A 23,823-nucleotide genomic window follows, 5' to 3' on the forward strand; every position below is an offset into this window, starting at 1 on the left:
TTGTCTCCTCCCTTGCCTGCTACACGTTACTCACTTTGATAGCCATCTGGATGTTTCTGAAACCAATCCCATGCACTTTGAATGATGGTGTGGAGATCTGCATATTGAGGCTTCCATCCTAGTTCTTTCAGCGCTTTTTCTGATGAAGCAATCAGCTTAGCTGGATCACCCGCACGTCTTTCTGCCACCTGTGCTGGAATGGCATGGCCCGTCACTTCTCTTGCGGCTTCTACGACCTGCTTCACAGAGAAGCCTGTGCCGTTCCCTAAGTTGTACGTCGCGCTTCCTTTTCCTTCACGCAGACGCTCAACCGCTAGAATGTGCGCCTCTACTAAATCCATGACATGAATGTAGTCTCTAATGCATGTGCCATCCTCTGTTTCATAATCATCACCGTAAATCATGATTTGATCACGTTTTCCTAATGCCACTTGCAGAATAATTGGGATTAAATGCGTTTCTGGCTGATGATCTTCACCGACAATCCCTTCTGTATGAGCACCGGCTACATTAAAATAGCGAAGCACAACGTATTCGATACCATATGCCTGCTCAGACCACTTCAGCATTTTTTCAATCGCGAGCTTCGTTTCCCCATAAGGATTTGTTGGGTTCGTCTCATCCGTTTCAACGATCGGTACACGCTTTGGTTCACCATATGTCGCAGCAGTTGAAGAGAATACAATACGTTTCACATCAAATTCATTCATCACCTGAAGTAAAGCCGTTGCCCCTCCGACGTTGTTGTCATAGTACTTCAGCGGGTCTGTTACACTTTCTCCAACAAGTGAATCTGCCGCAAAGTGCATGACCGCTTCAATGTCATGTGTTTGAAAAACACGTCTTAAAAAAGCGTGATCCCTTAAATCTCCCTCTTCTAATACGGCACCCTTTACGACTGCCTCTTTATGACCTGTCTGCAAATTATCCACAATCACCACTTGTTCTCCTTTAGCCAAAAGAGCCGCTACCGCATGACTGCCAATAAAACCTGCTCCTCCACATACTAAAATTGCCATCAAATGTCCTCCTTCGTTAATTCTCTAGCGCCGCCTCCAATTCCAGCTGTGTAAAAAGAGGCTTGAATGCCTGTTTTTTCTTGATAAATCGCACCTGTTTCTTCTATAAATGAGTCCAGCAGCTCTTCTTTCACAATGCTGACGGTACAGCCCCCAAAGCCAGCACCTGTCATACGAGAACCAATCGCCCCTGGATGTTGCCATGCGGCTTCAGCCAGTGCATCTAGCTCAAGCCCAGTGACTTCATAATCATTCTTTAAAGAAAGGTGAGATGCCTTCATGAGTGCACCTAGTTCTTCCATTTTATCATCTTTCAGAAAATTTACTGCTTTCATGGTCCTCTCGTTTTCCGTGATGGCATGTCTTGCACGTCTTCTACACGTTTCATCTTGTATCAAATGTTCATGTTTAGCGAATTCATCCACCGTGAGCTCACATAAATGCGCAATATCTCGTTCTTTTCTAAGATCGTTTAAAGCAGATTGACATTCTGAACGGCGTTCATTGTATTTGGAATCTGCAAGTGTTCGTTTTTTATTTGTATTGGCAATGACAAGTGCCAGACCCTCTTGCCGAAATGGGCTGTATTCAAAGGAAAGCGTGTCACAATTGAGCAAAATAGCGTGACCTTCTTTTCCAAGACTAATTGAAAATTGATCCATAATGCCGCAGTTCACGCCAATAAACTCATTTTCAGCATGCTGCGCAAGAAGGGCTAGGTCGATTTGCGTTACGCCGAATGACGACCATTCATTGATCAAGACAGCCGTGACGAGCTCAATAGAGGCAGAGGATGACAGGCCTGCGCCATTTGGGATATTGCCGGCATACACAATATCAAAGCCTTCTTTCACATCCATGCCTGCTTCGATAAACTGTTGGAATACTCCCTTCGGATAGTTCGCCCAGCCGTCCGATTCTGAGAAAGCGATTTCAAAAAGGTCGAACTCTTTCACACCTTCTTCTTCAAAATTCAAGGAATACATTCTGACGCGTCCATCTGACCGTCTTGCTCCCGCAGCATATGTACCAAGGGTGAGTGCACATGGAAAGACATGGCCCCCATTATAATCTGTGTGTTCACCAATCAGATTGACTCTGCCTGGGGCGAAAAAATAGCGGAGTTCTTCCTGATCTCCAAATTGCTGGTGAAATGCTGCTCGTAATGTGTCGATCATATCCATTCCCCTTTTCTCTTCTGATAATCTTATTTTAGTTGCCCCGTCAGCTGAAGTTCAATGGTAAAAAAATCGTTAAAAAATACCCTTTTTTTGCTGTGAATGGTACGATGTGATATGAGGTGTAACATGATTCAAAATAGAAAAAGGTTGTTTTTTGCTGTGAAGGAGGGTTTCCAATTTGAAGAAAGAAGCATTTGCATTTCGTTTTCACCATTCTGATGTGACATTGCCAGCCCAAATCTGGTCTGTTGGCTGGGAAGTTCAATCATCTTCGTTATACTGCTGGAATGGCGTAGAGCGGAAGGATCAGGGCAAGTGCATCTTTCAGCTCACACTGTCTGGACACGGCATGATTGAAATCGGACAGAAACGATTCAAAGTATTGCCTGGACAGGCCTTTCTGGTGAAAAGCCCCAGTGCTTATCAATACTATTTTCCAGAAGACAGTGAACATTGGGAATTTCTCTATTTAACACTTTATGGGGAAGCCTGTGACCTTTGCTTTGATCAATTTATCGATCAAGGAAAGCAGGTCATGCGTTTTCATCCGAATTCCAAACCGATCCGCCTGCTAAAGAAGATTTATGATGAAGCCAGTGAAAGACGGATTACCAATCCATTTGAGGGGTCTAGCCTTGCTTATCAATTTGTCATGGAACTGTATTCATATTTGCCAAAGCTTGAGGGACAAATGGAGAAATGGCCTGAGCCCATCGTCCAAGCGGCCTTATTTGCAAGCCACCATTTTCACGAGGAGATTGGGCCTGACGATATGGCAGCTGCGGCACGTTTATCCAAAAGTCATTTTACGAGGGAATTCAAAAAGGCAACTGGCTTCACACCGATTCATTATTTAACCAATATTCGTTTAGAAAAGGCGGAAACGTTACTGAAAACAACGAAATACTCGATTGAAGAAATCGCCACACAGTGCGGCTACCGAAATGCGAATTACTTGAATAAAGTCTTTCGAAAGAAAATCGGCATGTCTCCAAAGCAACTCCGGGAAACAAGCGATGCATAATAAAAAGCAGCCGCTTTTCAATTGGCTGCTTCTTTTACGCTTTCGTTAGGTCAACACGAATTCTCCCTTGTCTTAAAACAATGGTCATTTGCGTATCAGGGGTCATTAAATTTTCTAAAATGTCCGTTGCTGTTTGAAGCGCAATGTCCATCCGGTTGATCTTTTCCTTTTCTTGTTCAGAAAATGCTTCTGGATGTGCGGTCATTTCTTTGACTAGCCTCAACACTTGTTCATGCTGCTTTTCTGTTTGTTGATATATGGCATCATATAATTCGTCTGGCCTGCTGCTCATTTCACATCACCTATCTTTTTCATGTGTTAAATCGCATCTTCTTTTGTTTTCTTGAAGACGAACCATTTACTGGCGACATAATTGACCACGACAATCACAAAGTTAACAAGAATTTTTGCGACGGTTTCGTTGAGCGCCATTTGGCTCACAAATAAAATCATCAGCCCCAGATCTACACCTAGAGACATGAGACGGACACTAAAAAATGAAGAAAGCTCACGCATCAGGCTTTTTGTGTCACGAGCCTTTTGCTTGAAGACATACTTCTTATTGGTGATATAAGCAAAGAGCACAGCAAATACCCATGAAACAACCGTTGCTGTTTTGTAATCCATAGAAAACATCTCAACGAATAAATAGAAGCTGACTATGTTGACAATGGTTGTACACACACCCATGATCAGATACATGACAACTTCTTGATACTTTTGAAAAAGGCTATACATGTCTTTCTTCATTCCTTCTTGGTGAATTCTGTTTCTTTTAGAATACCATCTTAAGAAGAACTTCCCAAACGAACAATATGTGCGTCCTGTAAAGATGAAATTTGTTCACACTGATGGCATATGTCAACCTTATCGGTTTATATGAGTCAAATGATTTAGGTCTTTATCATTATTTTAATTTATAATCTTTTAACTGACTTTACAATTGTTTATTATGAGAAGTAAGAATTCAATATTTATGGGTTTTTTAGTCATTTTTTTAGGGACGTGGTAGGTGATAGATTTTACAAAATAGGTTAAATGTCATCATTTTTCGACAAAAATCTATTTTTGTACTCCATTCACATACACGTACAGTTACTAGACGGTTTGTTCAAGTCATTGGTTGCAGATGAATATGTCTTATTGAACTGGAGGATATTATGGATACGCAAGTGAAAAGAAGAGTTGACGAAGAGTGGGTTTATTTGATTCAAGAAGCGAAAAAAATTGGACTAGGCATCGAGGAAATACAAGCTTTTTTAACATCCAACGGTGATCAGAAGATGATAAACAAACCGTAATCAACGCCGTTATCCTTTGTCTTTCAGATTGCTTTGGCTAAAGTTCTAACCTGTCAATTGACCTTTTAAACATCCTTTCATGACGATACGCTACAATAATTGAACACCTCATCATACCAATCCCTTCCACTCAATGGGGTTCTGTCTTTCTATTTTTAGGAGGACAGTCCGTTCCCTGTTCTTTATATGACCCCTTTTTAGCTGTCATTCATGGAAATTGCCCATTTTCGTTATAAAACCAAGCTCCCCACCCATATATTAAGCATAAGACACAAAAAGAAGAAAGGTGGGTGGCGCGTGAGTTCAGATTCCCTATCTTATTATCATCAAAAGAAGGATCAATATTATCACGGTGTGAACCCTGTGATTGTCCATCGTATTCGCAAGGAATGGACGTCTATCTTGGATATCGGATGCGGCACAGGCCAGCTTGGCAAAGTCCTAAAACAGCAAGACCGTACCATATATGGAATTGAATCTTTTGAAGATGCGGCAAAGCAGGCTGAGAAAGCGCTGGATCATGTTTTATGCGGCAATATTGAACAGATGGCGATGCCTTATCAGCATGAACAATTTGACTGCATCATTTTCGGAGATGTTCTTGAACATTTATTGGACCCTTGGGCCGTTTTAAAAAAGGTCAAACCCTTTCTAAAAAGGGAAGGGGCCATCTTGTCTTCCATTCCGAATATTGGTCATATTTCAACGGTTTTAGAATTACTGGCTGGGAGATTTTCTTATACAGATGCAGGGTTAATGGATCAAACACATTTACGCTTCTTTACCCTTCACGAAATTCATGCCCTCTTTCAGTCAGCCGGGTTTCATGTTCGTGAGCTTGAAACCATTCGTGTACAACACCCTTCCTATACGGGCGTCATGAATGATCTACATGAATTACTCGTAAAACATGGCATCCGTTTTGATTTTAACGAGGCAGCGACAGCCTATCAATACGTGGTTGAGGCGGTTCAACTCAATGAGTAGCCCCACCATCTTATTTGTTTTATGTGTAAATGATGAGTCGATGTTCCAAGCTTGCTTCCGGCAGCTCGCTTCACTTCCTGCTCCGCACGGGTATCATGTAGAGGTTTTGCCCATTAGACATGCATCAAGTATGGCCTCTGCATACAATGAAGCTCTCACTCATCCTGCACAGTTTAAAATTTACCTTCATCAAGATACACTCATCGTCAAACAGCATATGCTTCTCGAGCTGATTCCACTTTTCTTGCAAAATCCGTCACTTGGCATGCTTGGGGTAATAGGTGCAGAAAGTGTGCCAGACAATGGAATCTGGTGGGAGAGCCATGATTGTAGAGGGAAAGTCATTGAATATCGGCACGACACCTATCAGCTGCTAACGTTTGAATCTGGTCATCCACAGACAGAGCCCCAAGGTTATATCAAAGCTTCTGCTATTGACGGGCTTTTTATGGCAACACAATATGATATCAAGTGGCGTGAGGACCTCTTAGACGGGTTTCATTTTTATGATGTGTCACAATCTTTTGAGTTTGCACAGCAGGGATATGAGGTTGGGATTGCAAGGCAAGAAGAGCCCTGGTGTATTCACAAATGCGGAGATCATTTTGATGCAGAAGCATATGAAAAAGCAAGACAAACATTTCTTGCGCATTATCGGTAGAAAGCACCCTTTTCGGGTGCCTTTTTTATGATATACTGTCATAAACAGCCAGATCGTCTAATATGCATTGGAGTACCTTGTCCCTAATTCGTACAAAGGAGGAAACAATGGCAGACAAAAACGTTCATTATAAGAAGGTTGCCGCTTCAAAGGATTTTCGAAAACTTCTTGAGGAAAAACGCAGATTTATCGTACCGATGACGATTTTCTTTTTTCTCTTTTACTTTTCACTTCCGGTTGCTACATCCTACTTCACCTTTTTGAACACGCCAGCAATTGGAGCGATCACGTGGGCTTGGTTATTTGCCCTCACGCAATTTGTGATGACATGGGTTTTATGTGGACTTTATGCAAAAAAGGCAGCTCAGTTCGACAAGTATGTAAGCGCTTTAAAAGTTGAATCAAGAGGTGATGACGAATGAGCATGACCGCTTTTATTTTATTCATAGCGATCGTAGGGCTCACATTGGTCATCACGTATTTTGCTGCGAAAAAAACAAGCAATGCGAGTGATTTTTACACCGCAGGCGGCGGTCTGACTGGGTTTCAGAACGGCCTTGCCATTGCCGGGGACTATATGTCTGCTGCTTCATTTTTAGGGATCGCCGGCATGATCGCCTTAAATGGATTTGACGGCTTTTTCTATAGTATTGGTTTTCTTGTAGCGTATCTTGTCGTCCTTTATGTCGTGGCTGAACCGCTTCGAAATCTAGGAAAATATACGATGGCTGATATGATTGCTGCACGATTCAAACGCCCTGCTATTCGAGGCGTGGCTGCTTTTAACACCATCACGGTTTCCACTTTTTATATGATTGCGCAGCTTGTTGGGGCAGGTGCATTAATCAAACTGCTTCTTGGCATTGATTACTGGATTGCGGTGCTGATCGTAGGTGTCTTGATGACCATTTATGTCGTGTTTGGCGGCATGATCGCAACAAGCTGGGTACAGATCACGAAAGCTGTGCTTCTCATGCTGGGCACGCTGATTATTTCGCTGCTTGTGTTTGCCAAGTTTGATTTTAGTCTGCTGAAGATGTTTGAGCAGATGAAAACAGCGACCCCGCTTGGTGAAGCTTTTCTTCACCCGGGAAATAAATATGATGTGCCTTTAGAGACCCTGTCTCTGAACCTTGCACTTGTACTTGGAACAGCAGGTTTGCCGCATATTTTGATCCGTTTTTATACGGTAAAGGATGCCATTTCTGCGCGTAAATCTGTTCTATCCGCTACGTGGATCATCGGGATTTTTTATTTAATGACGGTTTTCCTCGGCTTCGGTGCCGCTGCTTTTGTCGGAACAGGTGCAATTACGGCAGCCGATGCAGCAGGAAACATGGCAGCACCACTGCTTGCACAGGCCCTAGGGGGAGATTTATTATTTGCCTTTGTTTCCGCTATTGCCTTTGCGACCATTTTGGCAGTGGTGACCGGTCTTGTTTTATCGGCCGCGTCTGCCTTTGCTCATGACTTTTATAGCCAGATTATCCGCAAAGGGAAAGCGAGTGAACGGGAACAGGTGAAGGCGGCACGCTTTGCTTCTATCGGCGTGGCCATCCTTTCCATCATTCTTGCATTATTTGCCCAATCCCTAAACGTTGCTTTTCTTGTATCTCTTGCCTTCGCAGTGGCAGCAAGTGCGAATTTACCGTTGATTATCTCCACTGTCTTTTGGAAACGATTTAACTCAACAGGGGCTATCGCAGGAAGCTTAACAGGTCTTCTGAGCGCACTCCTGATCGTGTCACTCAGCCCAAGCGTCTGGGACCCATCAGGGGCAGCCATTTTCACAGGAGAGCCGCTTATCCCACTATCGAACCCTGGGATTATCTCGATCCCGCTTGGATTCCTTGCGGCTTACTTAGGCACCATTTTCTCCTCTGAAAAAGCAGATGAAGACACCTTTACAGAAATTCAAGTAAAAGCACACACAGGTATGCATATGGATACAGATTGATGAGAAAAAGCCGGCTGCTCTGCCGGCTTTTTCAGTGTTCTTGCTATTTCAAAACTGTACTCAATATGGGATAAATTGGCCTTTTAATCTCTCTTTATATCTTTCTAACTTGTCACATTTCCTCAACGTGATCAACGAACAGCATGTGATGATGATCAGCAGAATTTCATGAACTTCTCCTCTGTTATCAATGATTCTTTTCAACCCTATTACCCCCATAGACTTCAATTCTCTTGTTATTCTTATGTTATCATTTTAAACACATACTGGAAATTCACCCTACAAGGAAGAAGTGAAACATATGCATAAATTGTACTCAGCAAAATTATTATTTGAATCTAACTCCTCACCAAAGGTGAGACCGGATAAAATCTTTGAGGAACGAATTATTTTAGTGAGAGCAAAAAACAATCGAAAAGTGAAACAAATCGTCAAAGACCATTTTCCAGATGAGACATTTGAAAATGGAGATCATGGACAAACAACCACAAAACTAGTAGCCGTACTAGATATCTTTGAGCTAGTTGAAAACTTAGATGAAGGCCCCCTGCATTTAAGCGAAGTGTACAGCCGATATCTTCTTTTTGATCAAGAAATATCTGCTAAAGAAGCGATTGATGCTTATTCGTTAGACAAATAAAAGAAGTCTAAGCTACCAGTGTGTGACGGTATTCTATCGGAGCACACTGGTTTAATTTTTTCTGGAATCGATCGTGATTATAGAATTGAATGGAATGATTAATTGACAGCAGCACAAAAAGAGATAGTGGAGGGAATAAATGATGCCAACACTAGAAGAGAATGATGATTTTGTATTTGATAAAGATGTATTTGTTTCTTCTTTTGAAGTGAAAGAAATTCAAGCTGCTATCATTAGAGATAAAGGTCGGTGTGCCTGTTAAGTTTGCAGGTGCAGTTTTCAATGCAGTGATTGGTTTTGCTGTAGGGGTGGTGTAGGTATTATACAATCATTTATTATTAAAAAAGTAAAGCGGAAGCTAAAAAATTAGCGATCTCTATTGGTGTTGCTGTCGCAATTTCATTAAATGATCTGGATATTGAAACTCAAATTGCTAAACAGTTAGATAAGAGGGATAAGCGCACTAATAATGGTTGGTAGATATATATTAGGAGGAATGTTTTGAAGAGTATGATCAAGTATGCAGTGATGATTTTATTTATGAGTGTATTTTTCTATTATTACAATATGTTTGTACCTAAAAATGTTCTGTACATTTTCATTGCATTTCCATTTTGCTTTGTTGCTATAAGTTTGATTGATAAGCTATTTACGGATAAATAAATCTAATAATAAGCAAGCCTCATGCTTGCTTATTATCTCATACTGTCTAATTAGAGGGGATAATATCCGCTCTGCCGGCTTCTTAATATCGCTGGAATAACTCTGGGTTTTTCGGGACGTTTTCTAAATAAACGATCTTTCCTTGATCATCCAGCTCCGCAATATCAATGCCTTCTGCTGTATATACACGACCGTCTGTTAACTTTCCGCAAACAGCCCAGTTTGTTTCATACTTTCCATCTTCACGTTTCACCCAGCCATCCCACATATGCTTAATGTCTTCATGTACGTGGAAAAATGTGTTCAAAAACTGTGTGAACGCTTGGATGCCAGGCTTTTCAACACCATTTAAGACAATCATGACATCATCTGAAAACAATGCCAGCAATTCGTTCATTTGCTCTTGCCCTTTTCCCGCTTCATCATATCGGCGAAAATACGTATCGAGCACTTCCATCATTCATTCTCCTTTATTTACCTGTCATTTCGAAAACAATCAAACAATTAGATTGTACACAATTGTATCTCTACTGTCTATTTTTCACGCAGATAAGAAAAGACATGGATGAGTTAATCCATGTCTCAGATTGTTGACAAAGGGCTAAAATGAACTTTATTTTAGCCCTTTGTCTTCTTTTCAGCGTGATAGAAAACCTTTGAAGTCTAGGAAGGACGAGCACTGGCACGGAGCGAATTTGACATTCGTGAGTACCAGCGCGCAGGACTGACACCGAATGCGAGGGTTTGTCTACACGCTGAGACATGGATGAGTCAATCCATGTCTTTTACAGATGAAAGAGCTGCTTTCTCTGACTCGACAAGAGATGTTAGTTCTTCCGCAGCTTTTTTCGGATCAGCGCTTTGGCAAATGGCGCTGATGATGCTAATGCCATCGGCTCCCGCTTGGATGACTGGTGCCGCATTTTCATACGTGATCCCGCCGATGCCCACAATAGGAATGTGAAGACCGTGTTGACGTACTTCGTTGATTAAAGAAACACCCTGGACACTGCGTGTATCCTTTTTTGTTTCTGTAGGATAGACTGGACCCATCCCAACGTAGTCTGCCCCGTCCTTCATCGCTTGCCTCACTTCATCTAGATTGTGCGTGGACACGCCTAATATTTTATTCCCGATTCTTTGCCGTACATCTTGTGCAAGTGTATCTTCCTGCCCAACATGGACACCATCTGCATCAAGATCTATTGCAAGCTGTACATCATCATTTACGATAAAGGGGATATTCGCTTCTTGGCAAAGTGCTTGAATCTGCTCAGCGATTTTTTTCTTTTCTTCACCTTGCAGAGCACCTTCACCCTTTTCACGAAACTGAAACATCGTGATCCCGCCTTGAATGGCCTCTTTCACCACATCAAGCGGATGCCGGCTTGTATTCGCTGTTCCCATAATAAAATAAACCGATAATTGCTGTTTGATTAGCTGCTGATCAACCTTCGTCATGCAAAACTCCCCCTATTTTCCCTAACGTGATCACATCTTGACCATTTGTATTGGATAGCGCGTTTAACAATTCGATTTGAAAGGTGCCTGGCCCTTTCTCTTCTGTCTGCTGAGCTGCCTTTTCTGCAGCGACACCATAAAACAGCAGAGCTGATGCCGACGCATGAATGGGCCGTTCCCCTGTTGCACAAAATGCCCCTATGACAGAGGTGAGTAAACAGCCAGTCCCTGTCACCTTGGTTAACCATTCGTGTCCATTATGAATAGATAGAACCTCTTCTCCATCTGACACGACATCCACTTTTCCCGTAATCGCCACAACGGTTTGAAGGGCTTTTGCCGCCTGCTTTGCTAAAGACGATACATCTCCATTTGCCCCTTTTGCATCAACCCCTTTTGACTGCCAGCCTTTCACTCCAATTAAATGAGCTATTTCAGCAGCATTCCCTCTGACAACAGTGATGCCCACTTGCTGTAACAGCTGTTTCGCCGCACTCGTCCGAAACGTTGTCGCACCAACACCAACAGGATCTAATAGAACCGGTACACCTTTTTCATTGGCCGCTTGTCCAGCAATGACCATCGCCTCCACCGTATCCTTTGTTAGTGTGCCGATATTCAGCACAAGTGCATCCGCTAATTGCGCCATTTCTGCCACTTCTTCTTTGGCATTTGCCATGACTGGAGAAGCACCTAAAGCAAGCAGTCCATTCGCTGTAAAGTTCGTCACAACTTGGTTGGTGATATTATGGACAAGCGGATTTTCCGCTCGAACCTTTTCCAAAAGATGAGACACGCAGCTTAATTTCATCTGTATCGTCCTCCCTTTTACTCTGCATCCCACACATAGGATTTTGTATGCTTTAACCATTCTCTTGCAGCAAAGGACAAGTAGCGGTCCTTTCGCCAAATGACACCCAAATGCCACGGAATAGACGGATTTAAGGAAATGATCCTCACTTTATCAGGATCTAGATCACGGCAAATCCGTTCAGGTAGAAGCCCGATTCCAAGGTTCTCAGCAACCATTTCACTGATGAAATCCCATTGTGACGTTTCATAAATAACGTTCGGCCTGAATCCCGCATTCATACATTCATTTAAGATTCGGCTGTGCAGAACGAAATCTTCTCGAAAGAAAATAAAAGACTCTTCCTTTAAATCAGCCAAATGAACCTCATCACGTCCTGCCATCGGATGTGATGGATGGGTGACAAGCTTCATATTCTCTTTAATGATGGTGTATGTATGAAAAATTTTATCATTTGCAGGCAGAACAATGACACCAATATCTAATGATCCATCCTCTACCCCTTCCTCTACTTTAATGGAGCCGTGCTCCACCAATTGAAAGGTGACATCTGGATACTGCTGGCGGAATTCCCCCATCACATTTGGGAAAAAGCTTGATCCAATCATGGGCGGCAGTCCTATTCGGATATGTCCTTTTTTCACATTCATTAAATCATTTAATTCACTCGTTAAATTCTGAAAGGATTGTGTGATTTCACTCGCCTGTGTATACATGGTTTGTCCAGCATCTGTCATTTCAACCTGTCTGCCATTACGGTAAAACAACTGCACACCTAGCTCATCCTCTAGGTTTTTGACCATCTTGGAAATGGTCGGCTGCGACACATAGAGCGATTGCGATGCTTTCGTAAAACTCTTTAACCGTGCCACTTCTAAGAAATATGTTAAATGTCTGATGTCCACATGGTTCACCCTTTCTATAGACAAAAGGAATACTAACTATTCGATATATGTATTTTACCTATAATAGAACGTGCTGTACACTTTAAAGTAAGCTCACCGATTAGAACGTTGTGTTGTTTTTGTGAAACAGTGAACAATTTATATAGAAAAAGGAGTGAACAGAAAGTGCAATTGCTCAAAACGTCGCTGATTGCTACCCTTCAGATTATAGCTTTATTTGCTTTTGCGAAATTGATGAATGTGCTGGCGGCCTTTTTGCATTTAAGAATTCCGGGCACGATCTTAGGCATTCTTGTCATTTTCTTATTACTTCATTTTAACATCATTAAATTAAAATGGATTGAACTTGGCGCCGTATGGCTGCTCGGAGAACTGCTGCTCTTCTTTATCCCTTCAGCAGTAGGTGTGATTGATTACGGCACATTACTTTCTCAATCTGGCACAAGTATTGTCCTTGTGGTTTTACTTAGTACCTTTGTGGTCATGCTCTCGACTGGCATGATGACGCAGATGATTGCGAAAAGAAAGGAGCGAAAAAAACTATGTTAGTTGGCGGACTATTCTTGATCCTAACCATTCTGATCTATCTCGGATCAAAAGCGGTTTATAAACGTCATCCGAAAGTCTATGTCTCCCCTTTACTTGTGACACCGGTTGTTCTTGTGGTCTTGCTGTTAATCGTGAACATTCCTTACGATGCTTACAATCAAGGCGGAAAATGGCTGACAAATATGCTTCAACCTGCGACTGTGGCATTTGCCATTCCATTATATAAGTATTTTCACATTCTGAAGAAGCATGCAGTAGAAATTATTTTGAATGTGGCTTGCGGTTCTATCGTTGCAATTTTATCAACAGCGTTTATCGCCAAATTGTTTCATTTGGATACGAGTCTGATCGAGAGCCTCGTCCCAAGATCCGTCACAACACCCGTTGCGATGAGTGTGTCTGAAATGATTGGCGGGATGCCGTCCGTTACGGCTGTATTCGTCATTTTAACAGCATTATTTGGCTCAATCATTGGGCCATTGGTTATCCGTTATTTCCGTATTGATAATAACATTGCAATGGGCGTTCTGCTTGGTACAGGAGCACATGGTGCAGGCACATCGAAGGCCTTTGAACTGAGCTCCGTCTCAGGCACGATCTCAAGTGTGTCCATGATCATTTCGGCCATTATTACATTATGTGCAGCGCCTATCCTGATGTCGTTTGCCTTATAGAAAAAGCCATTTCCCCTTATCGGAAAATGGCTTTTTCTTATGCTTGGATGAAGACAACCTTTAAATAATTCCCCTCAGGATAATTTTTCGTTGTACGGAAGTCCTCAGGAAGTGTATATTCCTCAAGAATACGATACGTTTTCCCAGATTCTTTAAAGGCCTGTGCAATAAATCCTTTAAACTTTTTCATCCCAAATGCACTGCTATTGGTTGACGCCACAATGACGCCGTTCTCAGCTGTGATCTGGATGGCTTCTTTTAATAGTTTCTTATAATCCTTCGCTGCACTGAATGTGTGTTTCTTCGTTCGTGCAAAGGAAGGTGGGTCCAAAATCACGACATCATAGCTCCAGCCTTTTTTCGCTGCAAACGGGAAATATTTAAAGACATCCATGACTTTGATATCCTGCCCGTCTACATCAATGCCATTCACTTCAAACTGCTCAGATGTTTTTTTCAAACTGCGGTTTGCAACATCTACACTTGTCGTACGGCTTGCCCCGCCAAGCGCTGCTGCTACAGAGAAAGCGCCGGTATAAGAGAACGTATTAAGGACGGTCTTTCCTTTTGCATAGCGATCTCGAATTGCTTTTCGCACATGACGCTGATCAAGGAAAATACCTGTCATCGCACCATCATTTAGATAAACCGCCACGTTCATCCCATTTTCTTTGACGATAAGAGGAAATTCACCTTTCTCCCCTTTTACAAAATCGTCATCTTCGATATATTGTCCAGACGTATCAAATCGCTTCTTTTCATAAATGCCTTTATAGTCAGGGTACACCTGCTCAATCGCAGCCAATACATCTTCTTTTAATGTATAAACACCTTCGCTATACCATTGGATGAGATAGAATCCATCATAATGATCAATCGTGATTCCACCAATTCCATCCCCTTCCCCATTGAACACACGGAAAGCCGTCGTTTGTGCATCACGAAATAAATGCGTTCTGCTTTTGGATGCCTGTTCAAGTTTAGAAACAAAAAAGGCCTGATCTATTTTTTCGTTAGCGTCAAAGGAAAGCACCCAACCGATGCCTTTATTTTGCACACCATAATATCCTTTCCCTAAAAAAGAGCCTCTTTCATCTACCCATTCAATGAGCTCGCCTTCCTGTACACCGTTCACACGCGACACAGCATCTTTTGAAATAAGCGGATATCCCTTTTTCACTTGTTCTGCAAATGTTTGTTTTAATGAGATTTTTTTCATTTGTGTCATCCTTATCCTAAATTGACTCTCTCTATCCTACCATATGAATGTATACGTTACTTCTATTATGATAAGATGAGGAGAAAAATATCAACTCGACATAGAGGAGGCTCTTTTTTGACAACATTACGCTTAGATCATACAGGGATTATGGTGACAAATATTGATCAGTCCATTGATTTTTATGAAAAAGTGGTGGGCATGAAATTAAAGGATCGCATCACTCATACAAACGGAGTCATTGAACTTGCCTTTCTTGGCTTTAAAGACGAAGCGGAAACGGAAATTGAACTCATTCAAGGGTATAGCAGTGACCTTCCATCTGAAGGAAAGGTCCACCACCTCGCCTTCACAACAGATAATATTCACGCGGAATTCAACCGTATTCAAAAGCTGCAAATTGAGCTAATAGATGAAGAAATCACAACATTGCCCAATGGCTATTGCTACTTCTTTTTCCGAGGGCCAGACCAAGAGTGGATTGAGTTCTTCCAACGATAATATTTCCTAGGAAATGCATGGAGGCTCGTTAAAAACATTTGATAGGCAAAAACATTTTTGGTTTTTGCCCTATCTATTTTTAAGTACACGCACCTATAACAGCTGAAATATTGAAAAAATCTAAGAGTGCCGGCCTTAGGTTTTTATCCACCTGGTTGGAAACTTTTTGGCTCGCTTTTTTTAAAGCCACTTTTCTTGAGTTACCTTGTTTTCTATATTGATCATAAAAATATTTAATGGATTCTACCAGTTTTATCGTCCCACCAAACATCCCAATCGCTTTCTTTAGTTTTAAAATCTTTGAAATCGGTATACCATTAGAAATAATGGCGACTCCTATTGCACCGACACATGCAGGAATATTTATGTTTTTAATACCTATCTCTTTCTTCTCATTAAGATCGAATAAAAGCCTCTCACCTTGGATGGTCGTTTTTAATCCCGAATTCTCTTCTATCCATCTAGCAGTTTTTACTGAACCCTCATCTATTATATACTCAGGTATTTCTTCAATTGCTTGCAAGATTGCTTTTACCGAATGAAACCCCTCCACATCAGAGCTTAGCTGTACTGAAGCTTTCACTTCACTATTAAACATACAGCTGCACAAAGAAAAAATTAAGGTTAAAATAACAAACTTCCTCATTTTTTTGAAAACACTCCTTTTGCCTTATTCAATATGATAATAAAATGTATGTATCATATAATATAACATAATTGGAGGTTTTTAACATTTATGAAAATGCACATTAGACGGATACTCCCTATTATCGGTGTCATATTCCTTGCCATCATTGCACTTCTTAATTTATTGCTCGAACAACGCGTCATTGTAGGCAGTGTAAGCATCGGTCTGTTCATTCTCATCACATGTCTTTATTTCGTCACAAAAGAAAAAGAGTAAGAGCATACCTGCTCTTACTCTTTTTTTATAGCACCTTACTAAGAAACAATTTGGTACGCTCGTGCTGTGGGTTTCCAAAGAGTGCTTCTGGTTTGTCTTCTTCGACGATATATCCACCATCCATAAAGATCACGCGGTCTCCCACTTCTCTTGCAAAGCCCATTTCATGTGTGACGACAATCATCGTCATTCCTTCGACTGCTAATTGTTTCATAACAGCTAAAACATCCCCAACGACCTCAGGGTCAAGAGCAGATGTCGGTTCATCGAATAAGAGCACTTTCGGGTCCATCGCCAAGGCTCTTGCAATGGCAACACGCTGTTTTTGTCCACCGGATAATTGGTTAGGGTAACTTTTGGCCTTGTCTTTCAAGCCGACCTTTTCAAGCAAGTCTAATGCTTTATCGACTGCGGCTTTCTTCTCCATCCCTTTTACTTTCACCGGTGCGATCGTGATATTTTCTAACACGGTTTTATGAGGAAATAAATTAAAGTGCTGAAACACCATACCAACTTCTTGTCGTACTTTATTGATATTCACTTTTGGGTCTGTAATCGTATGTCCGTGGACAACAACTTCCCCAGCCGTAATATCCTCTAATTTATTGAGACATCTTAGAAATGTGCTTTTCCCTGACCCTGAAGGACCAATGACACATACAACCTCTTTTTCCTCGATGACTGCATTAATATCCTTTAAAACTTCGTTGTCACCAAAGGATTTCTTTAAGTTTTTCACCGTAATCATACTCATTTCACATCAAATCTCCTTTCTGCGTAGCTAGCCAGTAGAGAAAGTAAATAAATGATCACGAAATAAATGACACCGACAATGAGCCAGACATTCAAAGGATCAAAGGTAGCCGATGCTTGAACTTGTCCCCGCTGCATGATATCAGCAATGCCGATAATCGATAAGAGAGAGGTGTCCTTCAAACTGATGATGGCTTGGTTAGTAATGGCTGGAAGCATACGGCGAAATGCCTGTGGAAGGACGATAAAGCGCATGTTTTGTCCACCTGTGAATCCTAAAGAGCGTGCGGCTTCAGTTTGTCCTTTATCGATGGACTGAATCCCTGCACGAATAATTTCTGAGAAATAAGCTCCTGCGTTAATCGCTACTGTAATAATCCCTGCCGGCACTCGGTCAAGTGAAATGAATTCAAGTGTATTTAGCCCAAAATAAATAAAGAATAGCTGTACGATAAATGGCGTACCTCGAATGGCATTGACAAAAACGAGTGAAATAAAGTTCAAGATTTTAAATGGTGACAGGCGGAATAGCGCCACAATCAAACCGATGATAAAACCTAAAATGATAGCAACAACAAAGATATATAAAGTGGTTTGCAAACCCTCCATTAAATACGGAAATGCATTAACAATCGTATCCATGTTTCTCCCTCCCTAATTCACATACGGTTGACACATAAAGAAAGCGCGCTCTGAGCGCGCCTCGCTTGTGTTATGACTTCAAATATTTCTCAATAATCTTGTCATATTCACCGTTTTTCTTTAGGTTTTCCAGCCCTTTATTGATTTTCTTCAATAAGTCCTGGTTTTTCCCCTTCATCACTGAGATCCCGTATTGGTCTCCATTCAAGCGATCTCCAACTGTTTTCAATTTCAAATCTTGCTGTGCGATCGCATACGTAATGACAGGATAATCCTCAATTAAAGCATCTGCATTTCCATTAGATACTTCTTGGAACATAGATGGACTGTCATTGAATTGAACTACTTCATACCCATATTTGTCTGCGTTATCTGTTGCAAATTTTGCACCTGTTGTCCCATTTTTAACAGCTAGCTTTTTCCCCTTTAAATCATCAATCGATTTGATGCTGCTGTCCTTTTTCACAACAACTGTCAGACCAGCGTCGAAGTATGGATCTGAGAAATCCACTTTCTTTTTACGCTCATCTGTAATACTCATACCACCCATTCCAACATCAAGCTGACCTGCTTGCATCGCTGGAATAATCCCTGAGAAATCCATTGCTTCAAGCTTCACTTTGAAGTCTTGGTCTTTCGCAATGGCGTTAATTAAATCAACGTCTATTCCCACCGTTTTACCGCCTTTTTCAAATTCAAATGGCGGATATGTTACATCTATCCCGATTTTATATGTGCCTTTGCCTTCTCCCGAACCGCTGTCTGATTTTGAACCACAGGCTGCCATGACGAGCACAACAATTAGTCCCATGATCAGTAACATCGATTTCTTCATAAAACACGACCCCCAATTGTCAGTTTTGTCTAAATATTCGCAACAACAATCTTACTATACCACGCTAAAGCTATACTGTGTGATATTTTTTATCAATACCAAAGATCCATACAATTCTAGATCTATAGTCTCTTTAAATTTTACTTTTTTGCGAATAACTCATTTTATTCTGAAAGAAGCATGTTTCACAATATTCATGTGATATAATCTCACAAAAACCGAGAACACTCCTTTATAAATAACACTTCTTTCTCACCTATGAAAAAACCCTCTTTCACTGTCTCTCTTCCTCTATTGATATCCTGATATATTTTTTTCAATATCCTCTTTTTACCTAAAAAAATGTAAGCGTATACAATTCGATCGTTACTCCCTATTTTTTTCACTAATGGTTGAATTTACATCAAAAAACATGTTTTACAAATTGAGATAGACCGCTTAAAATATAAGAAGATACTTAATATGGAAAGATGATTCAGACAAATAAGAATCAGCAGAAATGAATAGGTGAAGAAAGGAGGATACCAATTGGCAGAAACAGGTGTTTTGTCATCCGTTGATGTAGCAAATATGCTAAATGACTGGTATGTCTTGATGAAAAAAAGAGACATACAAGAAGCAATACAGCTAAAAGAAGAGATTCTTCAAGCATTTGATCGAATGGAAGAGAATCAAGACGTCTTACTCTACTATCAACTTTTAGAATACCGTTTCAAAGATTTAGTCGAAGATACAGCTTCGTTAGATCACAGTCTTTTTGTGGATGAAAATGCGATTCGTACAGATGATATGCTCAGCTACTATTTCTATTTCTTTAAAGGCATGTATGAAATGCGCAGAGGGAATCAAAATACAGCATTTCACCATTTGAAATTGGCCGAGGATAAATTAGATCTCGTACATGATGACATTGAAAAGGCAGAATTCCATTATAAAACAGGATGTCTATACTATAATATAAGATCCACACTTCTCTCCATCCACCACTTAAAAAAGGCTTCGTCTATTTACGACGCAGATCCATGTTATGTGAAAAAATCAATCAGCTGTCAAATGATGCTTGCTCTGAATTATGCGGATCAATCGAAATATGAAGAGGCAGAAACTTTGTTTGAACAGGTGATTCACTCACTAGAACAGATGGAGGACCCAGATTTACTTGGTCACGCATATTGCAATGCAGCCTTTATTAAAAGTCTAAGAAATGAATACAGTGAAGCTGTACCGCTCCTAGAAAAGGCTTTATTGATTGAGGCATTCGAAACTTCTTCTCCAGGTGGCTACTTACTGGCCTTGTATGCCTACACGAAAGCGCTGTTTAAGCTGAAAAAGCCTGGTTTGTTCCACTATTATGTACAGCTTTCACTTCAAAAAGCAGAAAATTTAAAACAACGAAACATTTCACTTAAATTATCCATTTTAGAAACATTGATGCTCCAGCCAGACAACATGATTGAGCAGATCATTTCTTATTGTGATCAATTAGAATCTATGAATTTCCTTGTTGATCTTGAGGCTATCTGTCAGGATGTAGCCGCCTACTTAACTGAAAATGGTCTTCCGAAAGAAGCGATGTATTTTCAGAACAAGGCATTGTCATTCAAAACTTGTTAAGAAGATGGAGTGATGTATGATGAAAAAATGGCTGATCTCAAGTGCGATTTTTGCGCTCTTGTTCACAGGTGTTTGGATTGGTACTTCTACACAAAAAGGCAGCCCGTCTGCACAATCGCAAGATGACGGTACGATCATTCAAAAGAGAGATCGAGGCACCAACCCTTAATAAGACTGAAAAGAGTAGCTGTCATTCAAAACAGCTACTCTTTTTATTGTTTAATCAATTTCTCGTTTGATATTTTGCATTTTTTCATCTAAGTAGTGAGCGATATCTGCCGCTTCCTTTAGTTCATCGGTGAGCTGATGAGGAACATCGTTTTGCAGTTTATAATAGATTTTATGTTCGAGACTCGCCCAGAAATCCATCGCAATGGTCCGCACCTGAATTTCAACCTTCACATGCTCTACACGATTCGTTAAGTAAACAGGAATCTCAACAATTAAATGAAGACTTCGATAGCCATTTGGTTTCGGATGCTGAATGTAATCCTTCACTTCAAGAATCTTTAAATCCTCTCTTTGCCTCAAAACATCAATAATGTTATAGATATCTTGAATAAACGAACAGATGATGCGGACACCAGCGATATCATGTATGTACTCCTTGGCACATTGTGTGGTGATGTCACATCCTTTTCTCGCTAGTTTATTCACGATACTTTCAAAGGATTTGATCCGTGATTTTGTATGCTCTATTGGGTTGTGTCCATGGATTAAATTATATTCCTGACTAATAATCGAAAACTTTGTATCCATTTCATCTAATGCAAATTTATATACTAATAATTCATTTTTCCAGTCTTCCATGACACTTTTCAAATCTTCTACATGAGTTGCTGACATATTCATTCTTTTTGTCATCTCCTTTTGGCAAACAGCTGTTACACTGCTTTCCGTTTACTAGACGGAGAGAGGACGCAAATGGTTTTAAAAAATACATCTTAGCCACGCTGTTTGTAATAAGTCAGCGCGAGTGCCAGTGCAAGCACAGATCCTTTCACGATATCCATTGCATAATACGGGACAGACATCATCACAAGTCCATTTTGCAAAATACCGATGAGCACCGCACCAATAAATGTACCGAATGCGTTTGGTTTACCTGCTCCCATGACTGAAAACCCAATAAAAGCAGCAGCTACCCCATCCATTAAATATGGCGTTCCTGCGTTAATTTCTGCTGTCATCACCCTTGATGCCAGCACGATACCACCGATCGCCGCAAATAAAGCAGACAACAGATATGCTGCGATTTTGTATTTGTTCACATGAATACCAGATAATCGAGCGGCTTCTTTATTTCCACCAATGATATACATCAATCGCCCATGCTTTGTGTAAGTCATAAAAACATGGGCAAAAAGCACAATGGCCGCCATAATCAAAATGATATAGGGGACCTGCCCAATCTTGCTGAAAAAGGCAGGGATGGTGCCAGTTGAAAAAGTGCCATCAGGCAGCACCATATTTTCAGAAATGGTCGCACCTTTCGTATAGGTTTGTGCAAGCCCTTGAATGATAAACATCATGGCTAGTGTCATGAGCATATCTGGAATCTTCATTTTGACAATCATCCAAGCATTCAGCAAACCGACAATAAGAGAAGCCGCCAGCGCAGAAAGGATCGCAATGAGTGGGTTTTGCGAGAACCATACAAACATGGAGATCACAATTGCATTTGATAACGTAGCAACTGAGCCTACAGATAAATCAAAGCCATTCACTGCTAGGGAGATCGTCAGCCCTACCGCAATGATGGTTACAATCGAGATCGATCGTAAAATATTGATGATATTTCCTGACTGTAAAAATGCCGGATTGGCTGCCGCAAAGACAACAATCAATACGACAATCGTTAAGATGGTGCCATATTGATAAAAGAAATCAAACAGATGAAAGGATGGCCGCTGTTTCTTGATTTGTTGAACTGGGGCTGAAACTTGTCGTTCACTCATGATTGTCCTCCTGTTGAATGATATAAAAGCTCTTCTTCAGTCATTGGTGCCGTCATTTCCCGGGCAATGCTGCCATCATATAAGACGTATACTCGGTCGGCAATTCCTGCAATTTCTGAAAGCTCACTTGAAGCATAAATAACCGCTTTTCCTCTTGCAGCTAGTTCTGCAATGAGGGAGAAAATGTCCTTTTTGGCTCCAACGTCTACACCTTTGGTTGGTTCATCAAAGAGATAGACATCCGCCTCAGCCAACAGCCATTTTCCAATCGCAATCTTTTGTTGATTTCCACCAGATAGATGCTTCACCTTCGCTTCAAGAGAAGGTGTCTTGACGCCAAGCCGCTTGACGATTCCATCTGCTGCCTTCCGTTCCTTAGAACGATGTAAGAAGCTGAACGGCCGTGTAAACGAACGTAGACTTGCAGCTGTTACGTTCCATCCAACAGTTTCTTCTGTTAGAATCCCTTCTTTTCTCCGTTCCTCAGGCACAAGGGCAATACCCGCTCTCACAGCGTGATGAGGCGACTTGATATGAATGGTTTGACCATGCAGCTGCACAGTGCCTGACTTTTTTTCTGAGGCGCCGAATAGGGCTTTGCACAATTCTGTTTTACCAGCACCGACTAGTCCTGCAATCCCGAGAATTTCTCCTTTTTTCACATGAAGATGAATGTTGTTTAATTTATGCTGGTCATGCAACTCTTTCACATCAAGCACAATCGGTGCATCCTCTAGCGGTGTACAGAATGGGAATTGATCCTCTAATGGCGCGCCAAGCATTTCTTCAATGACCTGCTTTGGATCGGTTTCTTTAATGAGGTGTGCCGCCACATCGGTTCCATTCTTCATCACAGTCAGTTCATCACAGATGTTGAAAATTTCTGGCATGCGATGCGAAATAAAAATGATGCCTGTGCCGTTCTTTTTCAATTGATGAATCATTGAGAATAGCTTGCTTGTTTCTGCATGACTAAGTGGAGCGGTTGGTTCATCTAAAATTAAAATGCTGCATTTGATCGACACAGCCTTGGCAATGAGCACCATTTGTTTTTCTGCCAGTGTCAAATCACTCACAAGACGCTTCGTTGAGATGTCAATGTCCATCTCTTTTAACAGCTGTGCTGCCTTGCGGTGAATCTCTTTCCAACGGACGAATGGTTTTTTCTCAATTTCATGAATCATCATATTTTCGCCAACACTTAAATATGGCACTAGAGCTGTATCCACTTCTTGATGGACGGTCTGCACACCGTATGAGGCCGCATCCTTCGGTGTATGAATAGTCGCCGCCTCGCCATTGATGTGGATGGTTCCTTCAAAATGTGAATGAGCACCAGAGAGAACTTTCATTAACGTTGACTTCCCAGCGCCGTTCGCCCCAATCAGGGCATGGACTGTGCCTTTTCTTAATGTGAAATTTGCTTGATCTAACGCTTTGACTCCTGGGAATTCAATCGAAATGTTTTTCATATGAACAAGCGGCGTTGTCATAGGTGTCCTCCTTCTCTCCTGATCGTCAATTGAAAAACGAAACACCCTCTATGAAAAGAGAGTGCACGTTG

General features: G+C 41.2%; 29 protein-coding genes. 13 read left to right on the forward strand and 16 right to left on the reverse strand.

Features of this window, described 5'->3' with window-relative positions:
- Positions 1 to 26 precede the first annotated feature (26 nt).
- Positions 27 to 1,019 (reverse strand): UDP-glucose 4-epimerase GalE, encoded by a 993-nt coding sequence (gene galE, locus M2369_RS06955; protein WP_024719494.1) that lies wholly within the window; start codon positions 1,017 to 1,019, stop codon positions 27 to 29.
- Complete coding sequence (locus M2369_RS06960; protein WP_041508125.1) at positions 1,019 to 2,197, reverse strand: galactokinase; 1,179 nt, start codon at positions 2,195 to 2,197, stop codon at positions 1,019 to 1,021. Before M2369_RS06960 ends, galE begins: the two co-directional genes overlap by 1 nt.
- Before the next feature lie 181 nt (positions 2,198 to 2,378).
- On the opposite strand from M2369_RS06960, the gene M2369_RS06965 reads away from it, so the two are divergent.
- Entirely contained in the window at positions 2,379 to 3,224 is an 846-nt protein-coding gene (locus tag M2369_RS06965; protein WP_041507958.1) for an AraC family transcriptional regulator, read from the forward strand.
- A gap of 34 nt (positions 3,225 to 3,258) precedes the next feature.
- Here M2369_RS06965 and M2369_RS06970 read toward each other — a convergent pair whose 3' ends face one another.
- Together M2369_RS06970 and M2369_RS06975 are read right to left on the reverse strand one after the other, a co-directional pair.
- Positions 3,259 to 3,516: a hypothetical protein gene (locus M2369_RS06970; protein WP_008345502.1), complete on the reverse strand. Its 258-nt coding sequence runs from the start codon at positions 3,514 to 3,516 to the stop codon at positions 3,259 to 3,261.
- Between the two features lie 26 nt (positions 3,517 to 3,542).
- The gene (locus M2369_RS06975; protein WP_024719496.1) at positions 3,543 to 3,926 is read right to left on the reverse strand and encodes a GtrA family protein; all 384 of its coding nucleotides are present in this window, start codon (positions 3,924 to 3,926) and stop codon (positions 3,543 to 3,545) included.
- Between the two features lie 458 nt (positions 3,927 to 4,384).
- Between M2369_RS06975 and M2369_RS06980 the strand changes: the two genes are divergently transcribed.
- The 6 genes from M2369_RS06980 to M2369_RS07005 all read left to right on the forward strand — a co-directional run bounded on the left by M2369_RS06980 (position 4,385) and on the right by M2369_RS07005 (position 8,770).
- Positions 4,385 to 4,525: an anti-repressor SinI family protein gene (locus M2369_RS06980; protein ID WP_008345506.1), complete on the forward strand. Its 141-nt coding sequence runs from the start codon at positions 4,385 to 4,387 to the stop codon at positions 4,523 to 4,525.
- Positions 4,526 to 4,822: 297 nt separating this feature from the next.
- Positions 4,823 to 5,512, forward strand: a complete 690-nt coding sequence (locus tag M2369_RS06985) for a class I SAM-dependent methyltransferase (RefSeq protein WP_041507959.1) — start codon at positions 4,823 to 4,825, stop codon at positions 5,510 to 5,512.
- Positions 5,505 to 6,173, forward strand: coding sequence for a glycosyltransferase family protein (locus tag M2369_RS06990; RefSeq protein ID WP_039165142.1), 669 nt, complete (start codon positions 5,505 to 5,507; stop codon positions 6,171 to 6,173). The genes M2369_RS06985 and M2369_RS06990 overlap by 8 nt, the downstream gene beginning before the upstream one ends.
- 107 nt (positions 6,174 to 6,280) lie before the next feature.
- Entirely contained in the window at positions 6,281 to 6,595 is a 315-nt protein-coding gene (locus tag M2369_RS06995; protein WP_024719499.1) for a DUF485 domain-containing protein, read from the forward strand.
- Complete coding sequence (locus M2369_RS07000) at positions 6,592 to 8,130, forward strand: solute symporter family protein (RefSeq protein ID WP_259253787.1); 1,539 nt, start codon at positions 6,592 to 6,594, stop codon at positions 8,128 to 8,130. Before M2369_RS06995 ends, M2369_RS07000 begins: the two co-directional genes overlap by 4 nt.
- A gap of 301 nt (positions 8,131 to 8,431) precedes the next feature.
- Positions 8,432 to 8,770, forward strand: a complete 339-nt coding sequence (locus M2369_RS07005; protein WP_159145225.1) for a DUF4288 domain-containing protein — start codon at positions 8,432 to 8,434, stop codon at positions 8,768 to 8,770.
- Between the two features lie 745 nt (positions 8,771 to 9,515).
- Here M2369_RS07005 and M2369_RS07010 read toward each other — a convergent pair.
- The 4 genes from M2369_RS07010 to cidR all read right to left on the reverse strand — a co-directional run bounded on the left by M2369_RS07010 (position 9,516) and on the right by cidR (position 12,610).
- Complete coding sequence (locus M2369_RS07010; protein WP_100324633.1) at positions 9,516 to 9,890, reverse strand: nuclear transport factor 2 family protein; 375 nt, start codon at positions 9,888 to 9,890, stop codon at positions 9,516 to 9,518.
- A gap of 314 nt (positions 9,891 to 10,204) precedes the next feature.
- Positions 10,205 to 10,894, reverse strand: a complete 690-nt coding sequence (thiE, locus tag M2369_RS07015) for a thiamine phosphate synthase (RefSeq protein WP_168948372.1) — start codon at positions 10,892 to 10,894, stop codon at positions 10,205 to 10,207.
- Positions 10,881 to 11,705, reverse strand: coding sequence for a hydroxyethylthiazole kinase (gene thiM / locus M2369_RS07020; RefSeq protein WP_035702492.1), 825 nt, complete (start codon positions 11,703 to 11,705; stop codon positions 10,881 to 10,883). Before thiM ends, thiE begins: the two co-directional genes overlap by 14 nt.
- A gap of 17 nt (positions 11,706 to 11,722) precedes the next feature.
- Positions 11,723 to 12,610 (reverse strand): cidABC operon transcriptional activator CidR, encoded by an 888-nt coding sequence (gene cidR, locus M2369_RS07025; RefSeq protein ID WP_008345526.1) that lies wholly within the window; start codon positions 12,608 to 12,610, stop codon positions 11,723 to 11,725.
- Positions 12,611 to 12,775: 165 nt separating this feature from the next.
- Between cidR and M2369_RS07030 the strand changes: the two genes are divergently transcribed.
- Both M2369_RS07030 and M2369_RS07035 read left to right on the forward strand, forming a co-directional pair.
- Positions 12,776 to 13,159 carry a CidA/LrgA family holin-like protein gene (locus tag M2369_RS07030; RefSeq protein ID WP_041507965.1) on the forward strand — a complete coding sequence of 128 codons (384 nt, stop codon included), beginning with the start codon at positions 12,776 to 12,778 and terminating at the stop codon, positions 13,157 to 13,159.
- Positions 13,153 to 13,833 (forward strand): CidB/LrgB family autolysis modulator, encoded by a 681-nt coding sequence (locus M2369_RS07035; protein ID WP_259253798.1) that lies wholly within the window; start codon positions 13,153 to 13,155, stop codon positions 13,831 to 13,833. Before M2369_RS07030 ends, M2369_RS07035 begins: the two co-directional genes overlap by 7 nt.
- A 37-nt stretch (positions 13,834 to 13,870) precedes the next feature.
- Here M2369_RS07035 and M2369_RS07040 read toward each other — a convergent pair whose 3' ends face one another.
- Positions 13,871 to 15,052, reverse strand: a complete 1,182-nt coding sequence (locus M2369_RS07040; RefSeq protein WP_041507966.1) for a class I SAM-dependent rRNA methyltransferase — start codon at positions 15,050 to 15,052, stop codon at positions 13,871 to 13,873.
- A gap of 117 nt (positions 15,053 to 15,169) precedes the next feature.
- Here M2369_RS07040 and M2369_RS07045 point away from each other — a divergent pair, with 117 nt between their 5' ends.
- Positions 15,170 to 15,553 carry a glyoxalase GlxA gene (locus tag M2369_RS07045; RefSeq protein ID WP_008345541.1) on the forward strand — a complete coding sequence of 128 codons (384 nt, stop codon included), beginning with the start codon at positions 15,170 to 15,172 and terminating at the stop codon, positions 15,551 to 15,553.
- A 79-nt stretch (positions 15,554 to 15,632) separates the two neighbouring features.
- Here the strand turns inward: M2369_RS07045 and M2369_RS07050 are convergent, their stop codons facing one another.
- The gene (locus M2369_RS07050) at positions 15,633 to 16,199 is read right to left on the reverse strand and encodes a hypothetical protein (RefSeq protein ID WP_052472206.1); all 567 of its coding nucleotides are present in this window, start codon (positions 16,197 to 16,199) and stop codon (positions 15,633 to 15,635) included.
- A 90-nt stretch (positions 16,200 to 16,289) separates the two neighbouring features.
- Here M2369_RS07050 and M2369_RS07055 point away from each other — a divergent pair, with 90 nt between their 5' ends.
- Positions 16,290 to 16,457, forward strand: a complete 168-nt coding sequence (locus M2369_RS07055; RefSeq protein WP_157957368.1) for a hypothetical protein — start codon at positions 16,290 to 16,292, stop codon at positions 16,455 to 16,457.
- Positions 16,458 to 16,482: 25 nt separating this feature from the next.
- On the opposite strand, the gene M2369_RS07060 is transcribed toward M2369_RS07055, so the two are convergent.
- The 3 genes from M2369_RS07060 to M2369_RS07070 form a co-directional block, all read right to left on the reverse strand.
- Positions 16,483 to 17,211 carry an amino acid ABC transporter ATP-binding protein gene (locus tag M2369_RS07060; protein WP_007497858.1) on the reverse strand — a complete coding sequence of 243 codons (729 nt, stop codon included), beginning with the start codon at positions 17,209 to 17,211 and terminating at the stop codon, positions 16,483 to 16,485.
- Entirely contained in the window at positions 17,208 to 17,852 is a 645-nt protein-coding gene (locus M2369_RS07065) for an amino acid ABC transporter permease (RefSeq protein WP_024719504.1), read from the reverse strand. Before M2369_RS07065 ends, M2369_RS07060 begins: the two co-directional genes overlap by 4 nt.
- Before the next feature lie 70 nt (positions 17,853 to 17,922).
- Complete coding sequence (locus tag M2369_RS07070; protein ID WP_007497862.1) at positions 17,923 to 18,687, reverse strand: transporter substrate-binding domain-containing protein; 765 nt, start codon at positions 18,685 to 18,687, stop codon at positions 17,923 to 17,925.
- A 528-nt stretch (positions 18,688 to 19,215) separates the two neighbouring features.
- Between M2369_RS07070 and M2369_RS07075 the strand changes: the two genes are divergently transcribed.
- Both M2369_RS07075 and M2369_RS07080 read left to right on the forward strand, forming a co-directional pair.
- Entirely contained in the window at positions 19,216 to 20,301 is a 1,086-nt protein-coding gene (locus M2369_RS07075; RefSeq protein ID WP_041507967.1) for a Rap family tetratricopeptide repeat protein, read from the forward strand.
- 19 nt (positions 20,302 to 20,320) lie between these two features.
- Positions 20,321 to 20,470, forward strand: a complete 150-nt coding sequence (locus tag M2369_RS07080; protein ID WP_017368302.1) for a hypothetical protein — start codon at positions 20,321 to 20,323, stop codon at positions 20,468 to 20,470.
- A 50-nt stretch (positions 20,471 to 20,520) separates the two neighbouring features.
- On the opposite strand, the gene ywaC is transcribed toward M2369_RS07080, so the two are convergent.
- From ywaC to M2369_RS07095, 3 genes are all read right to left on the reverse strand, one after another.
- The gene (ywaC, locus tag M2369_RS07085) at positions 20,521 to 21,153 is read right to left on the reverse strand and encodes a GTP pyrophosphokinase YwaC (protein ID WP_007497867.1); all 633 of its coding nucleotides are present in this window, start codon (positions 21,151 to 21,153) and stop codon (positions 20,521 to 20,523) included.
- Between the two features lie 92 nt (positions 21,154 to 21,245).
- Positions 21,246 to 22,259, reverse strand: coding sequence for an ABC transporter permease (locus tag M2369_RS07090; protein WP_017368303.1), 1,014 nt, complete (start codon positions 22,257 to 22,259; stop codon positions 21,246 to 21,248).
- A complete protein-coding gene (locus M2369_RS07095; protein ID WP_259253813.1) occupies positions 22,256 to 23,752 on the reverse strand; it encodes a sugar ABC transporter ATP-binding protein in 1,497 nt (498 codons plus the stop codon). Before M2369_RS07095 ends, M2369_RS07090 begins: the two co-directional genes overlap by 4 nt.
- Positions 23,753 to 23,823 lie beyond the last annotated feature (71 nt).

Source organism: Bacillus sp. JUb11, from assembly GCF_024807925.1.
Taxonomy (GTDB): domain Bacteria; phylum Bacillota; class Bacilli; order Bacillales; family Bacillaceae; genus Bacillus; species Bacillus altitudinis.